Origin of the sequence: Pseudomonas sp. WJP1, from assembly GCF_028471945.1 — a bacterium.
Classification (GTDB): Bacteria; Pseudomonadota; Gammaproteobacteria; order Pseudomonadales; family Pseudomonadaceae; genus Aquipseudomonas.
The window spans coordinates 3105364-3119602 of sequence record NZ_CP110128.1; the positions used below are offsets into that span (position 1 = coordinate 3105364).

The window sequence follows — 14239 nt, forward strand, 5'->3', positions numbered from 1 at the left end:
GGTAGCGCCTCATTCTTCCACGCGAACTTCACGGAACATGCCCATTTCCATGTGATACAGGAGATGGCAGTGATAAGCCCAGCGACCGAGGGCATCGGCCGTGACCCGATAGCTGCGCCGGGTGCCAGGTGGCATGTCGATGGTGTGTTTGCGTACCATGAACTCACCGTTCTCGTCTTCGAGGTCGCTCCACAGGCCATGCAGGTGAATGGGATGAGTCATCATCGTGTCGTTGACCAGCACCACCCGAACCCGCTCGCCATACTTGAAGCGCAAGGGTTCGGCATCGGAGAATTTCACGCCGTTGAATGACCAGGCGAACTTCTCCATGTGGCCAGTGAGGTGCAGTTCCAGGGTGCGGCTGGGGTCGCGGCCGTCCGGGTCTTCGAAGCTGCTGCGCAGGTCGGCATAGCTCAGGACGCGACGACCGTTGTCGCGCAGGCCGAGGCCAGGGTCATCGAGCCGGGGCGAGGGGGTCATGGCCTGCATGTCCACCAGTGGATTGTTGCGCTCCGTTGCGGGATGGGACTGCATATCGCCCATGCCTTGCATCGAGCTGTGATCCATTCCCTTCATGTCGCCGCCCATGCTGCCGTGATCCATGCCGCCCATACCCATGTCATCCATGGTCAGCAACGGTCTCGGGTCCAGAGGTGGTACCGGCGCCGATAGACCTGGCTTCACCGCCAGCGTGCCGCGGGCATAGCCAGTGCGATCCATCGACTGGGCGAACAGGGTATGGACATCCCGGGTCGGCTCGATGATCACATCGAACGTCTCCGCCACCGCGATGCGAAACTCGTCGACGCTTACCGGTTTGACATGTAGACCGTCTGCCGCGACCACGGTCATTTTCACACCGGGGATACGCACGTCGAAGTAGGTCATGGCGGAGCCGTTGATAAAACGCAGCCGCAGTTTCTCCCCGGGACGGAAAACACCGGTCCAGTTCATGTCCGGTGCCTGGCCGTTCAACAAGTAGGTGTAAGTCGCACCGCTGACGTCGGCCAAATCCGTGGGGTTCATCTTCATTTCGGCCCACATCGTTCGATCGGCGACCGTGGCCCCCCAACCGTTCTCGCTGACGTCGTGGATGAAATCGCCCACGGTGCGCTTGTGGTAGTTGTAGTAATCCGATTGTTTTTTCAGCGTCTTCATCAAGCCGACTGCGTCTTCGTCGCTCCAGTCGCTGAGCATCACCACGTAGTCACGGTCGTACTGGAACGGCTCCGGCTCCTGCGCATCGATCACCAGCGGGCCGTAGACGCCCGATTGTTCCTGGAACCCCGAATGGCTGTGATACCAGTAAGTACCGTTCTGCCGAACCTTGAACTGGTAGACGTACAGGCCACCCGGTTCGATGCCTTGAAAACTCAGGCCGGGCACACCGTCCATGTTGGCCGGCAGCAGGATGCCGTGCCAGTGGATGGAGGTTTGGGTATCGAGTTTGTTCCTCACCCGCAGCGTGACCGTGTCGCCTTCACGCCAGCGCAGCAACGGGCCGGGAATGCCGCCGTTGACGGTCATGGCCGCGCGCGGGTTGCCGGTGATGTTGACCGGCGTTTCGCCAATGAACAGCTCGAAGTCGGTACCGGCCAACACATTCGCCTCACCGGGGCTGGTCACCGCCCACACGGGCGAGCGCCACAGCCCGAGGCCTCCGAGCATTGCGCCAGCGGCGAGTCCCTTTACAAAAGTCCGTCTTGAAGTTTGAGATTGCATGCTGCTTGGTTCCCGGTCAGTCGGATGACAGTGAAAACAGGAGACGCTGAGGCGAAGTCAGACGGGCAAAGCCAGTCAGCTCGAGGAGGAGATTAATGGGCTCAAGCTTTCATGAGGCTGAGTTGAAGATTACGGTTTTGACAGCTTCGTTATGTGTGACGGCAGTCAGTGCAGGGGGATCAGGTTGCCCAGCAGCCAGGGCCGTTCAAGGCCGCTCGCGGATTTCAGCCCGACCGCAAAGAAAATCTCCAGGAATCCGGCAGCGATCAGCAGTAACCAGGATGTGTTGCAAGTCATTCGCAGAACCTGCATGGGCAAAAAAAAGCGAGCCGATGAAGGCTCGCCAAAGAAGCAGAGAATCGGCGCTACTTGACCTCCTCAACCTCATAATTCACATAGCCGAACTCGTTGCTGCGAGCCGCCATGTATGTGCCGTTTTGCTCGAATACCGTGGCCTCGAAGGGTGTGCCGCCGATTGTTGTCACCAGGTGCCCGTCCTTGATTTCATATTTGGCCGGCACGCCAAACTGGCCGTCATGCAGCATGTTCAAATACTCCCCTTGCGTCGGTGGCTTGCCATCGACGCTGGTGACCAGGCGTTGGCCATCGCTGCCATAGACGACCTCGAACGTCTGGCCGGTGACGGTATTACGCACCTTGATGGTTTTGCCCACCACGTAGGCTTGCAGTTGCTCATTAGTGAGTGCGTTGGCGCCTTCGGATTTCAGCTGATCGATGGTTTTGCCAGCCGCTACAAGCTTGCTGTCCTCAACTGTCGGCGTGTACCAGATGGGCGAGGTCCACGCACGCTCCTGGACAGTGGCCGAGACGTCGGCCGGCGGCGGTACTTGCAGCTTGGCCGCGTCATAGGTGCTCCAGCGCGGGGTCGGAATCTGCAGCACGCGGGCGTAGTAGAACGCGTGTTGGGCCGGATCGAAATCCGGATCGACCCAGACTTTTTTCAGCTCGGTGGCACCAATGGTATTGGTGTAAGTCGCCTTGGAAACATCGACCGTGGAGCCCACCGGCGGGATTTTGCCGGTGGCCTGGTCCGGTTGGCGATCACCGGACCAGGCAACGTCGTAGATCTTCTCGAAGGCCTGGCCGTTTTTGGTCCAGCCCTTGATGATCTGGATTCGGTCGAGGTTGCCATCGTCGACATCCTTGACCGCCCACACCACGAAAGACGGTGTCTGTTTACCCTGTTTTGCCGGCAAGTCACCCCCCATGGGAACGCCCTTGGCGTAGGCGGCATGCACCCAGTCTTTTTCATTCCACAAACTGCTGTCGAAACCCCAGCCACCAAACAGGCGCACGGGGATACGCACGCCGCTGGTGCCATAGACTTCTTTACGCTTCATGGCATCGAAGATCGATTCACGGGTGTTTTCTTCGGCCCAGACGCCGGCCAGACCGGAGGTGCTGGTTTGCAGGGCAATCATGCCCGAGTTCTGTTTGTCGGAAAGACGCGCCGCCGGGGTGCTGTCGGTAAAGCCGTGGGAGCCAAAGTTGTAGCTCTGCGAATAAGGAATCACACCATTGTGCGAGTCGCTGGCGCCGACCACGCCCATTTTGTAGGGGTTGTATCCACGAGCTTGCTGCAACGCCATGCCGTTTTGCCAGGCTTGCCTGATGTAACTGCCATTGAGTTTCGACGTGCTGTTGTCGAGGCCGAGCAGGAAACTCATGATTTCATAATTGGCAAATTCGTCTGTAGGCGACAGTTCGGGGTGGGTTTCCGAGGTGCCCTTTACCTGGTGAATCTCGGTGAGGGATTCATTGCGCATCCGCGTCTCGGCCCAGGCGGCATCGATGGGGCGGCCACGGTCATCGACGTCCACCGGAAACATCAGGCCGTTGCTGAGGTTGGCATTGTGGGAGATCGCCAGCACCTCGTTGCCTTTTTTGCGTTGATCGTCCATCCAGCCCCACAAATCTTCCGGTTTGTCCGAATCGAGGGCGGTGAAAGGCAGGTCCGGCACCTTCTTCGAGTCGCGGAAAAACACATTGCGGTGCATGTTTTGATTGTTGGGGGCGGAGGTCCATTCATAGGCGACAAACGTGGTGAACTTGCCGGGCTTATAGTACTTGTCGGCGATGGCGATGCTCTGCTGCCAGATATTGCCGGCAACCTTCGGATCAATCAGCTCCTTGATCGGGTGGCTCAAGCTGCCGGCGATCCATTTGAACACGCGGTTGAAATCTTCCGGGGTTTTGACAATCAGCTTTTGCGCGATGGGCAGCTTGCTGAAGTCTGACGTCGGATCGTTGGCCAGCGCGATCACGCCCACGTATTCCGAGTGGTCGGTCACGCCATGGAAATCCAGCGGGCGACCCTTGAGTTGCACTTCAAACCCCATTGGATGCTTGATCGGCATCCCAAGTGAGTATTGGTACGTCTGCTCGGGATCGACCTGGTGGTTGCCGATCAGGTAGGCATCGATCGACCAGGAGCTGTGCGAGTGCGTCTGGCCAAAGTAAACCTCACGATCCGGGTTGCCCTCTGCCAATGCCAGCGCGCTGACCGTCAGCACGGCGCAACCGAGCAGTGTGGGCGCGCTGAAGTGTGTAGGGTTTTTCATATTCCACGTCTCCGGAATACGGCAATGACTGGGTGCAACTCAGGACAAGAAACTCGAGACTCTTTCGAAAAACCAGAAGGCAGCCAGCGTGCCCAACCCGTAAGAAGCAATCGGTCGGGCATACATGACTGCAGGTCGTGGCAGTCGACAACGCAGTAATAGCGCGCGCAGGCTCAACACGACGGCGACGAACAGCAGTTGGCCGATCTCGACGCCGATATTGAAGGTGAGCAGCGCCAGCGGCAGATCGCGCTGCGGCAAACCGATTTGCGCCAGCGCACCGGCAAAACCGAAGCCATGCAACAAGCCAAAACAGAACGCCACCACCCATGGCCACTGGAGGGTGAAACTGGTTTTGTCACGGTTCTTGCGGGCGATTTCCACTGCCAGCAACAGAATGCTCAGCGCAATCGTCGCTTCCACAGGAGGGCCGGGCAGCCGGACCGCACCCAGTGTAGCGAGTGCCAGGGTGATGGAATGGGCGAGGGTGAATGCGGTGATCGTCTTCACCAGCATCCAGCCATTGCCCACCAGCAGCAGGAGGCCGAAGACGAACAGCAGGTGATCGAAGCCTCCGAGGATGTGTTGGATGCCATGGACCAGAAATGCACCGGCCACCGAAAACGTTCCTGGCGTGGCCATGATCTCTATCCAGGGTTGCGCGGGGTGGACGAGGGTGGTCGCCAGGCTGCCATCCAGGCGCGAGACACGCACCAGCACATCGGTGATGCTCGCTTGCAGGCCGATGAATTCAATACGTTGCCCGACCAGGCCAGCGGGACCGGCTTCAATGACCCGACGCTCGATCAGTGAGTCGTTCAGTTCGCTTTCCACAGGCTCTACGACAGTGCGCACACCTTCGGCAAACCGCAGCGCAATCGGCAATCGCATGCCAGAAAGCACAGGCGTGCGCCACAGTACGTCATAGCGCCCGGCGGCCGTTTCGTTGAGTTCCAGGTAAGCGGGGCGCGACTCATGGGCGATGGCCGTTAGCCCTGCGAACCAGAGCATCAATAGCAGCCATACCGTGCACCGCATCACGGCCGCTCCGTGGGTGTGGCGGCAATCGCACCGGAGGACGCCGGTATCATGACCTCGACCTTATAGCGTGCTTTAAGTGCATCGAAATTCGCGCGTTTCGATGCGCTGCGTTGTTCGGACAACCAATCGGACTTGACCTGCTGGGCCACGGCTTCGAAGGGCGGAGGAGGTGATTTGGCCAGCGCGTCAATCCAGACCAGATGCCAGCCAAAGCCCGACTCCACAGGCCCCACCCAACTACCCGGTGTTTGCTTGAACAATGAAGTGGCGAACGTTGAGCCAAAGACCCGCGCCACCTGATCCCGGGATTGTTCTGAGTAGGCGTTTTTAAACATGAATGCATCGCCCTCACCACTGTTTTTGTCTGACAGCCCACTGAGTGCGGACTGAGCCTGCGCTTGCGCATCGGCACCGCGTTTGTCCAAGGCGAAAAACAAATGATGGAAGGTCAAAAGTGGCGGCGGGGCATATTGGTCCTGATGCTGGTTGTACCAGGCCTCCAGTACACCGGGTGCCGGCTCGCGAAGTGACGCTACATCCTCGGCGAGGAAGTCCATTTTTTGCGCCAGTCGGCGGCGAACAATCGTGTCGTCTCTATCCAGGCCAAGTTTCAGTGCTTCGCGATAGAGGATTTCCTCTTTCACATACTCATCAATCAGGCCCTGCAACTGTTGCTCCGATGGGGGGCGTTGCCATCGCGCCATCCAGGAAGTCGCGATCCGCTGAACAACTTCAGGCGTGATTTCGATGCGTTGGGGATCTTGATCAAGGGTTGAGCGGTGTAAACCTCCGTACACTACAAAGAGCGCAAAACCGGCGATTAGAAAGTGCAATAACGGCTGGCGAAGGCATCGCCTGATTAGCGGAAGTCGAGATTCTTTCGCTTCACATGCACCCAAGTTCATGACTTATTGCCCCACGATATACTGTGAGTAGTTTTCGCAGCACAGTGGAGTATTACTGCTGTACCGGAACTTTCCACCAAGGCTAATCACGATAGGCACTAAGGCTTAGTAGCAATCGGATTAACCATTTCTCCAGGGCCGTCCAGTCTTGCACCTCTGGCCGGTTGCTGCCTTCGTCTTACCCCAATGATCAGTACCCGAGAGGCCAAACCCTCTGGCCACTTTCTCGCGGACGCAGCTTACCGTGCATTTTTTGCTGAGGCCCAAACGACGCGTCCAGTCGAATCACCCGTACGAGCCAGCGCCAGGCGATAGCTTGGGATAAAAACGATCTGGGGGCAGGGAGCTTCTTCAAGTGCATGGAAAAGCCTTTCTCGAACCCCTTCTGAATCGTAAGGGAGGATCAGCTCTTCTCGCCTTGGCCGAGGCGCAGTGGCGTGCTTGCGTAACGCCTCAGCCAGTGCTGGCGCTGCGCTTCGTCGCGGCAATAAGCCTGTTTGAATCTATTCAGCAGGGTGATGCAGCGGCATTTCGGCTACTGGCGGATCCGTGCGATGAATGACCAGCGGCCACCGCTGACACGGCGCGAGATAGAAATTCTTCATTTGATGGCAAGGGGCTTATCTTGCCGGGAAATCGCATCCGAGCTTGCCATCAGTAAGTTTACAGTCAAGACGCACCGTCGCAACATGCTCCGCAAAGCGGGATTCCGGAATGCCAGGCAATTGATTGAACACGCCAGGCAGCAGAACTACTTGCCGAAGTTGGTCGAGCGCCCATTGTACGATGTCCTTTCGGCCAGGGAGCTCCAGGTGATGAAACTGGTAATCCAGGGACACACAAGCAAGCACATCTCCAGACTGCTTGAAATCGCCGATCTCACTGTCCGCAAGCACCGCGAGAATCTGTTGCGCAAGCTAAATCTTCGCAGCATCGGGCAGCTTGTTGCACTTTACGAGTAGGCGACCTACGACATCGGAGGTATTTGAAGTCTCGCTATCGTCTTATAGATTGAAAGTGCGTTGCGGGACCCGTTGGGTTCCGCGACGCAAAGAGGGGATTCACCATTTACTTATCAACGATCTGCAGAGAGGTTTGATTCAAATGGGACATTCAACAGACATCAAAGCAATAGGCCAGGAAAACACCGCATTTCAAAAATACATCGATGAAAGAAATACAGAACTGGACAAAACTGCGGCAGAAGCCCAAAAAGTTTTGGATGCGCAGATCAAGAAATTCTACGCAGACGGAAAATGGGACGATGCCCAACCTTTGGCAAGCGGGTCGTACCAACACCTGGCTACCGCTTCGACGTGGTCGCTCAGCAACGTGGTCGATATGATCGAAAACGTTCGCACGGCTGTCTTTGGAGGGAAAGCCATAGACATGCCGCCGACGAAAGGCGAAAAGGACGACAAGGTTCCTACAGCTCCCGCTGCCAAGGGAAGCACCATCTCGCCGACGACGCAAAATCTTCTGACAATGATGGCCGGAACCGAAGCAATCATCGCCAATGCAGCCTTTCAGGCCATCACAGGGATTCTTTCCGCCATCAAGACCGGGACGGAAACCGACTTGTCCAAGCAGATTGTGCAAAAGGACATCATTCCAGGGATGAGCATGTTCGTTTGCGTGATGGAGAACAAGTTCAGTAGCAAAGATTTCTTCAATAGTGAAATCATTGTTCAAAACTTCTACATCTACGATGTTCGGATGTCGGCCGATCGAGCACGTGCACTTGCCAACTTCGACAGAATCAATGGCCTTATTTCCCAGCAAAATGACCTTGAAGGGGCGGTCGGAGATCTGAGCCAGCAAGTTCATGGCATGGCGATTGCCGACTACAAGACAAAGAACAAGGGGGATCTGAAGGCTGCTATCGCAGACTACAAATCCGACTTCATTGCCCTCGAAGACATGATTAAGGAAATCAACACGAAAATTTCCGAGACCGCCGAGCTGATCAACCAGAAGAAGTTGTTGAAGGCGGAAAATAATGCCGCACTCGTGCTGGCAAAACGTAAGGAATTGGTCATGTTGTAGAGGTGCTTGAGTGAATGAGCCACCCTGCAAGTTGACTCAGGACGAAAGAGTCCACTGGTCAATTAATTTTATAGAAGCGTCAAGTCAAGGAGTTTGTCATGACAGATGAAATTGTTCGATACGAGAAAAACGTTTTCACCAACGATGGCCAAACTGACGTTGATGGATTCACGCCAAAGCTGGAGAAAGTCAAGGAACTCATCAAAAATGCCGGGGCGATAACGGTATATTACGGTTTTCACGGGAACACTGATGGCGAGTTTGACCGGAAATTCGACGCTGAAGAGTTGCAAAAATCATTGGGAATTGCACGAGCATTTCCAGGTGCCACCATGGTGCAGGTCGACGGCCCGGATGACTCAAAAATCGCCTACGATAAACATAATGAAAATGGACAAGTGCTTTTCACTTGGTGCGATAGTGACACGTACATCAAGACCAGAAAGCTACTGCCGGCTATTGTCCGATAGGCAGTCGCTGCACCTGACCACCGGTTGACTTCAATCGGCGGCCCCGACCTGTCTTGCAAACGAACGCGGTCACTTGATGTAGAGCGCGACCGCTGCACATTTCGCAACGATGCTATGACCAGCGACAATCGGGTGAGTACCGTCTTAGAAGAGATACTCGCCCGGTCTCGCACAGTAGGGGGGCACGGTCAGTCAAACCTGCTCTCAGGCCCCATTGTGTGTCCGGGGCCGAGCGGCCAATTGCGAACGAGGCGTCAAGATGGCCAAGGCAACCGCCACGATGAAGAGCGCCGGCACGTCACCTGCCAAGTGCCCCATTTGCCCCGGCTGGGTGACCGCCTGGACGGTCATGATTGCTCCGTGTACGGCGCTAGACCATACGGTGAACCAGATCAGGCTCAGATTGGCTAATGGATCACGTGCGGCCAGGATCAAGAACACGCCAAGTGTGGCGTAGATGCCAACGATCATCATCGGGTAGTCCGAGTGACCGACGTGCCAGGCCCAGCCGGACGGCCAGAACAACATCAGTGGGTGGAGCGCAAGGCACGCGAGGCCAGCCAAAACCAGAACGACGCGCAAATACCTGAGGCGATCGACTACGGTCATGGCGGACCTCTCTTTGGGCCTGACTCTAAATAGACCTTAAGTGGGGTGATAACACCTTTACGGTAGCTTACAAAGTCACTTTCCAAGCTCTGGTAGCAGCGCTTTCAAGATTTACTGGCGGTAGTTCAGTTGCGCCGCCGTATCGACGATTGGCGGCAGGCTCAGGGCGCGTTTTCTGTGCGCGCCTGTTGTCGCAACGATTCCAGCATGCGTCAAAAACATCGCGGCCTTCATGCAGGCATCTAAACTTGTCCGTAGGCCCGGGGTTACCGGCTGATTATGGATGCGCGAGGCGAAGAAGCGAGCGATAGGCGTCGAGGTTCAACCTGGCGAGGAGGGAAGGCGATGAAAGCAGTGCGATGGGGTATGTTGATAGGGGTGGCCTGGGTGACCCTGGTGACGTCGGGTATTGCCCGCGCCGAACAGGTTGCCATGATCACCGGCGAGCAATGGGTGCAGTCGTCGGAGCAGCTCAAGAAGGTTTATCTCATCGGCATCGCCAATGCCTACGAGGTGGAGGCAGCCTACTACGGGGCGAAGCCGCCGTCCGATGAGCAGAGCCTGATTCCACGTTTCGGCAGGGGCTTGAAGGGCCAAACGCTCGATACCGTACGCGAAAGGCTCAACCAATGGTATGCCGCCAATCCCGACCGAGTGAAACGCCCCGTCCTCGAGACCATCTGGTTCGAGATGGTCGTGCCCGGCCTGAAGCAGAATAAGTAGTGGAGGTGCACATGAAGAGGTTTCTATTGTTTGCCGCAGCCCTCAGCGCAGCGAGCGTGATCGGTTGCACCTCGATGACTGCCCAGCAGCAGGGGACGGTGAGCGGTGCGGCCATCGGTGCTGCGGCCGGCGCTGGCATTGCCGCGATCTCCGGTGGCAGTGGATGGACTGGCGCTGCGATCGGTGCCGTCGCCGGTGGGGTTGCTGGCAACATCAAAGGCAGTCGGCAGCAGAAGTAGGCGGGCCAATCCCAGTTATGGCAAGGGCTTCGCTGTGACATGGATCATGTCTCGCGAACTTCAAAGCCCTCCGCCGAAGCGATACTGCCAGACTATGCCAATGGCATCGTATTCGCTGCCCGTACGGGTATGCGCACCCTCACTCGCAAACAGCTTCAGCGAGTTATTTCGGTTCAACGGCAGCGAGAGGGTGCCCCCGTAGCGTGTATTTTCCTGAAAGTCGTGGTTACCGATCCCGTCGACCGAGGTACTCCCGCCAGCGAAGTAGGTCCCATCCAGCGAGGCCCAGACACCGTTGCTAAAGGCATAGATAAGATGCACCTGTGCCTGGTAAGTGGGGTTCTGGGAAAAAGTACGGTCACCCAGGTACTGGTTATTGTCGGTGTAAAAGGTTGCCGCAGAGGATAATTCCAGGGTCACCGGTCCCACGCGCTTGGAAATCCCAAGTTCGGGCTTGAATGACCAGCGGTTGTTGCCGAGATTCACCAGCTTGCTCGAGTCGTATTGGCCAAGTGGCGCCGTAATTGCCAGGCTGGCGCCGATAATCACATCTTTTGATAGCTGGGGAACTCAGCCAGGGACATCGCCGGGGCGCCATACAAGTTGACCGAGAAGCGCAATCTTGGATCGATCAACCCGGTAACATTGCGCTCCCTGGGTTCACCGGCAAACAGCGCCGAGCCGGTCAACCTGGCCTCAGGCACGACGATATCGAACTTTCCGGAGCGGCCCCAGACGTCCAGGGATCTGGCAAAGGCAAACACGACAGTCTTGATATTGAGTTTGGCATTCTGGAGTGGCACGGAGGGGTTGGCGGTCACGTTACCCTGGAGATCGCTGTAGCCCATGAGCAGGAAATTGATACCGACCGGCGTATTGGCGTAGGACCTGGGCTCGAGATCCTCCGCGACTGCACTGGGGGCAACGATGATGAGCGAAGCGGATGCGAACCGGGCCAGCCTGACGACGCAAAGTTTGGGTTTCATCCACATTCGCGTGCTTCCTGTCAGGACCTCAGGGTTCTATCTATTGTTGTAGTGCATCTGCATTGGCTTTGAAAGGTTCGGGGCTTGGTGCGAGCAACACATCCAGCTCGTCTTTGGTAGTGACGAGCACTTAGGGGTCGAAATCTGACACATCTTGATGGTTCCTGATGCCGACAATCGGGTGAATTCCTGACACCTCTGAAGCGGCACGGAGATCGACGATGGCTACCAGTGTTTTTGACGGGTTCAAGATTGGAGTCGGCCCCGCAAGCTCCCGCCAAGGCGAGCAACTGACTGAATCCGAGCGTCCACAACCACCGATGCTGCGTATCGGCTTCTGGTTGATGGAAGCCTTCGATATGTACACCCTGGCCAATGCACTGGAGCCACTGCGCCTGGCCAACCAGTTGGCAGGGCAGGTTGTTTGCCAGTGGCAAATGCTGAGCCTGGACAGGCAGCAACTGAACGCCAGCAACGGCATCGCAACCGCCACCACGCGACTGGATCAGGCACAAACGCTCGATGTGTTGATCCTCTGTGGTGGCGATAACCTGCAGCTTGATCCAGACCTGCGCCAGCAGCTGAGCCACTGGGCGGCGCAACCGATCTGCCTCGGGGCCTTCGGCGAGGCAGGCTGGTTGCTGGCGCAGATTGGCGTCCTGGAGGGTGTCCGTTGCAGCTTGCCAGAGCCCGCCGCAGCACTGGAGTTTGCCGCTTTCAGCAAGTTGACACCGGTGGCTGCTCCGTTCTGCGTCGACCGCCAACGCCTGACTTGTGTCGGCCCGCAGGCTGTTCAAGGGTTGATGCACGAGCTTCTCGCAAGGTTCCACGGTCGTGGCTTGATACTACGGATGGAAAAACATGCAGGACGCCAGGCCCGGCCGCTACTGCCCGTGCAGGACGTCCCGAAAAAACTTCAGGCAACACTGGCGTTGATGAGCGAGCATTTGAGTCCAATGCTGGGCATCGACGAACTCGCCGAGACCATGGGTATTTCCCGGCGGCATCTGGAGCGGCTATTCAAGCGCAGCCTGGGTTGCACGCCGTCCAGGCACTACCTGGACTTGCGGCTGCAACAGGCGCGTCAGATGTTGCGGGCCGCTGAGCTGTCGCTGTCGGATGTCGCTACGGAATGCGGGTTCGTCTCGCTGCAGCATTTCTTTCGCTGCTATCGCCAGTACTTCGGCGCGCACCCTCGTGAGCATATGGGGGCGAAAGCGCACAGTCAGCGGGCTTCAACGTTGAATGCACCGGCTTCATCGAGAGCGGGTCGAATCGTCGCACCGTCGCTCCCGCACTGACCTTACCCATTGGCCAATGCCCCCGCCAAGCGGCCTTCACCGCGCTTGCCGGGGGCATTCTTGTTTCTGGCGCAGGGGCCTGGGCTGGCCGTTTCGCAAACAGCGGATATGGCCAACTACAGGTCGGATTCGCGCAAAAAACCTTGGTTTGCATCTGTTCGAATGATCTTCAGCGGCCCGCCAGATTGGCGCCATCTGTAGATCAACCAATGACAAGGATAAATGACATGCAAATGCCGAAAACCATCCAGATCAAGAACGGCGAAAAGGTAAGCCCGACGTTCTCGGCTCAGGAATATGCCAACCGCCAGGCCAAACTGCGGGCTTATCTGGCGCAGAACAATATCGACGCGGCCGTCTTCACCTCCTATCACAACATCAACTACTACAGCGATTTCCTGTACTGCTCCTTCGGGCGCCAGTACGCGCTGGTGGTGACCCAGGACAGCGCCGTGACCATCAGCGCCAACATCGATGGCGGCCAGCCATGGCGCCGTACCGTCGGCACTGAAAACATCGTCTACACCGACTGGCAGCGCGACAACTACTTCGTCGCGATCCAGCAGGCCTTGCCCAAGGCCGGGCGCATCGGTATCGAGTTCGACCACCTGAACCTGCTCAATCGCGACAAGCTCGCCAGCCGCTATCCGCAGGCTGAACTGGTGGACATCGCCGCACCGTGCATGCGCATGCGCATGATCAAGTCTGCCGAAGAGCATGCGATCATCCGTCATGGCGCACGGATCGCGGACATCGGCGGTGCCGCCATCGTCGAAGCCTTGCGTGACCAGGTTCCGGAATACGAAGTGGCCCTGCACGCCACCCAGGCCATGGTGCGGGAAATTGCCCGCACCTTCCCGGATTCCGAGCTGATGGACACCTGGACCTGGTTCCAGTCCGGCATCAACACCGACGGCGCGCATAACCCTGTGACGTCGCGCAAGGTCAACAAGGGCGACATTCTCAGCCTCAATTGCTTCCCGATGATCGCCGGTTACTACACCGCGCTGGAACGTACGTTGTTCCTGGACCATTGCTCCGACGAGCATCTGCGCTTGTGGGAAGTCAACGTCAAAGTGCACGAGGCCGGCCTCAAGCTGATCAAGCCGGGCATGCGCTGCTGCGATATCGCGCTGCAATTGAACGAGATCTTCATGGAGCACGATCTGCTGCAATACCGCACCTTCGGCTACGGTCACTCCTTCGGTACGCTGAGCCATTACTACGGCCGCGAAGCCGGACTGGAACTGCGCGAAGACATCGACACAGTGCTGGAACCGGGGATGGTGGTCTCCATCGAGCCGATGATCATGTTGCCCGAAGGCCTTCCTGGTGCCGGCGGGTATCGTGAACACGACATCCTGATCGTCAACGAGCAGGGTGGGGAAAACATCACCAAGTTCCCGTATGGCCCGGAACACAACATCATCAGGAAGTAAGACCCTGCGCCGCACAGTGAACCTGTGCGGCGTCTTGCTTTGACGATTGGTGAAAAATCTTCCCGGTGGCTGAGATAAACCGGAAAAAAACGACGCATGCGCGCCCAAGAACGCGCAGCATCTACCGAGCCTTAACCCTGCCAAGTAAAACAATAGAGGGTTTTGTCATGTCCTAC

15 protein-coding genes are annotated in these 14239 nt (G+C 57.3%); 7 read left to right on the forward strand and 8 right to left on the reverse strand.

What is annotated here, in order from left to right; translation table 11 throughout:
* Nucleotides 1–9: 9 nt before the first annotated feature.
* The 5 genes from OH720_RS14095 to OH720_RS14115 all read right to left on the reverse strand — a co-directional run bounded on the left by OH720_RS14095 (nucleotide 10) and on the right by OH720_RS14115 (nucleotide 6250).
* Complete coding sequence (locus OH720_RS14095) at nucleotides 10–1722, reverse strand: copper resistance system multicopper oxidase (RefSeq protein WP_272606120.1); 1713 nt, start codon at nucleotides 1720–1722, stop codon at nucleotides 10–12.
* Nucleotides 1723–1887: 165 nt separating this feature from the next.
* Nucleotides 1888–2019 carry a hypothetical protein gene (locus OH720_RS14100; RefSeq protein ID WP_272606121.1) on the reverse strand — a complete coding sequence of 44 codons (132 nt, stop codon included), beginning with the start codon at nucleotides 2017–2019 and terminating at the stop codon, nucleotides 1888–1890.
* A 68-nt stretch (nucleotides 2020–2087) separates the two neighbouring features.
* A complete protein-coding gene (locus OH720_RS14105; RefSeq protein WP_272606122.1) occupies nucleotides 2088–4304 on the reverse strand; it encodes a DUF3604 domain-containing protein in 2217 nt (738 codons plus the stop codon).
* 39 nt (nucleotides 4305–4343) lie between these two features.
* Nucleotides 4344–5342 (reverse strand): HupE/UreJ family protein, encoded by a 999-nt coding sequence (locus OH720_RS14110; RefSeq protein ID WP_272606123.1) that lies wholly within the window; start codon nucleotides 5340–5342, stop codon nucleotides 4344–4346.
* Nucleotides 5342–6250 (reverse strand): peptidylprolyl isomerase, encoded by a 909-nt coding sequence (locus OH720_RS14115; protein ID WP_272606124.1) that lies wholly within the window; start codon nucleotides 6248–6250, stop codon nucleotides 5342–5344. The genes OH720_RS14110 and OH720_RS14115 overlap by 1 nt, the downstream gene beginning before the upstream one ends.
* Nucleotides 6251–6747: 497 nt before the next feature.
* On the opposite strand from OH720_RS14115, the gene OH720_RS14120 reads away from it, so the two are divergent.
* The 3 genes from OH720_RS14120 (at nucleotide 6748) to OH720_RS14130 (ending at nucleotide 8766) form a co-directional block, all read left to right on the forward strand.
* Nucleotides 6748–7212, forward strand: coding sequence for a response regulator transcription factor (locus tag OH720_RS14120; RefSeq protein ID WP_272606125.1), 465 nt, complete (start codon nucleotides 6748–6750; stop codon nucleotides 7210–7212).
* 142 nt (nucleotides 7213–7354) lie between these two features.
* Nucleotides 7355–8296, forward strand: coding sequence for a hypothetical protein (locus OH720_RS14125; protein ID WP_272606126.1), 942 nt, complete (start codon nucleotides 7355–7357; stop codon nucleotides 8294–8296).
* A 98-nt stretch (nucleotides 8297–8394) separates the two neighbouring features.
* Nucleotides 8395–8766, forward strand: a complete 372-nt coding sequence (locus tag OH720_RS14130; protein ID WP_272606127.1) for a hypothetical protein — start codon at nucleotides 8395–8397, stop codon at nucleotides 8764–8766.
* A gap of 204 nt (nucleotides 8767–8970) precedes the next feature.
* On the opposite strand, the gene OH720_RS14135 is transcribed toward OH720_RS14130, so the two are convergent.
* The gene (locus OH720_RS14135) at nucleotides 8971–9375 is read right to left on the reverse strand and encodes a DUF6632 domain-containing protein (protein WP_272606128.1); all 405 of its coding nucleotides are present in this window, start codon (nucleotides 9373–9375) and stop codon (nucleotides 8971–8973) included.
* Between the two features lie 345 nt (nucleotides 9376–9720).
* Here OH720_RS14135 and OH720_RS14140 point away from each other — a divergent pair, with 345 nt between their 5' ends.
* Nucleotides 9721–10098, forward strand: a complete 378-nt coding sequence (locus OH720_RS14140; protein ID WP_272606129.1) for a hypothetical protein — start codon at nucleotides 9721–9723, stop codon at nucleotides 10096–10098.
* An 11-nt stretch (nucleotides 10099–10109) separates the two neighbouring features.
* Entirely contained in the window at nucleotides 10110–10337 is a 228-nt protein-coding gene (locus OH720_RS14145; protein WP_008059889.1) for a YMGG-like glycine zipper-containing protein, read from the forward strand.
* A 60-nt stretch (nucleotides 10338–10397) separates the two neighbouring features.
* On the opposite strand, the gene OH720_RS14150 is transcribed toward OH720_RS14145, so the two are convergent.
* Together OH720_RS14150 and OH720_RS14155 are read right to left on the reverse strand one after the other, a co-directional pair.
* On the reverse strand, nucleotides 10398–10823 hold the full coding sequence (locus OH720_RS14150) for a transporter (protein ID WP_272606130.1): 426 nt from the start codon (nucleotides 10821–10823) through the stop codon (nucleotides 10398–10400).
* Between the two features lie 59 nt (nucleotides 10824–10882).
* On the reverse strand, nucleotides 10883–11329 hold the full coding sequence (locus OH720_RS14155; RefSeq protein ID WP_272606131.1) for a hypothetical protein: 447 nt from the start codon (nucleotides 11327–11329) through the stop codon (nucleotides 10883–10885).
* 215 nt (nucleotides 11330–11544) lie between these two features.
* Between OH720_RS14155 and OH720_RS14160 the strand changes: the two genes are divergently transcribed.
* Entirely contained in the window at nucleotides 11545–12624 is a 1080-nt protein-coding gene (locus tag OH720_RS14160) for a GlxA family transcriptional regulator (protein ID WP_272606132.1), read from the forward strand.
* A gap of 227 nt (nucleotides 12625–12851) precedes the next feature.
* Entirely contained in the window at nucleotides 12852–14063 is a 1212-nt protein-coding gene (locus tag OH720_RS14165) for a M24 family metallopeptidase (protein ID WP_180206232.1), read from the forward strand.
* Nucleotides 14064–14239 lie beyond the last annotated feature (176 nt).

Coding starts and splice junctions, on each gene's coding strand:
- OH720_RS14130 (WP_272606127.1), top strand. CDS start 8,395: ATGACAGATGAAATTGTTCGATACGAGAAAAACGTTTTCACCAACGAT.
- OH720_RS14160 (WP_272606132.1), top strand. CDS start 11,545: ATGGCTACCAGTGTTTTTGACGGGTTCAAGATTGGAGTCGGCCCCGCA.
- OH720_RS14095 (WP_272606120.1), bottom strand. CDS start 1,722: ATGCAATCTCAAACTTCAAGACGGACTTTTGTAAAGGGACTCGCCGCT.
- OH720_RS14110 (WP_272606123.1), bottom strand. CDS start 5,342: ATGCGGTGCACGGTATGGCTGCTATTGATGCTCTGGTTCGCAGGGCTA.
- OH720_RS14145 (WP_008059889.1), top strand. CDS start 10,110: ATGAAGAGGTTTCTATTGTTTGCCGCAGCCCTCAGCGCAGCGAGCGTG.
- OH720_RS14115 (WP_272606124.1), bottom strand. CDS start 6,250: ATGAACTTGGGTGCATGTGAAGCGAAAGAATCTCGACTTCCGCTAATC.
- OH720_RS14140 (WP_272606129.1), top strand. CDS start 9,721: ATGAAAGCAGTGCGATGGGGTATGTTGATAGGGGTGGCCTGGGTGACC.
- OH720_RS14155 (WP_272606131.1), bottom strand. CDS start 11,329: ATGTGGATGAAACCCAAACTTTGCGTCGTCAGGCTGGCCCGGTTCGCA.
- OH720_RS14165 (WP_180206232.1), top strand. CDS start 12,852: ATGCAAATGCCGAAAACCATCCAGATCAAGAACGGCGAAAAGGTAAGC.
- OH720_RS14100 (WP_272606121.1), bottom strand. CDS start 2,019: ATGACTTGCAACACATCCTGGTTACTGCTGATCGCTGCCGGATTCCTG.
- OH720_RS14105 (WP_272606122.1), bottom strand. CDS start 4,304: ATGAAAAACCCTACACACTTCAGCGCGCCCACACTGCTCGGTTGCGCC.
- OH720_RS14125 (WP_272606126.1), top strand. CDS start 7,355: ATGGGACATTCAACAGACATCAAAGCAATAGGCCAGGAAAACACCGCA.
- OH720_RS14135 (WP_272606128.1), bottom strand. CDS start 9,375: ATGACCGTAGTCGATCGCCTCAGGTATTTGCGCGTCGTTCTGGTTTTG.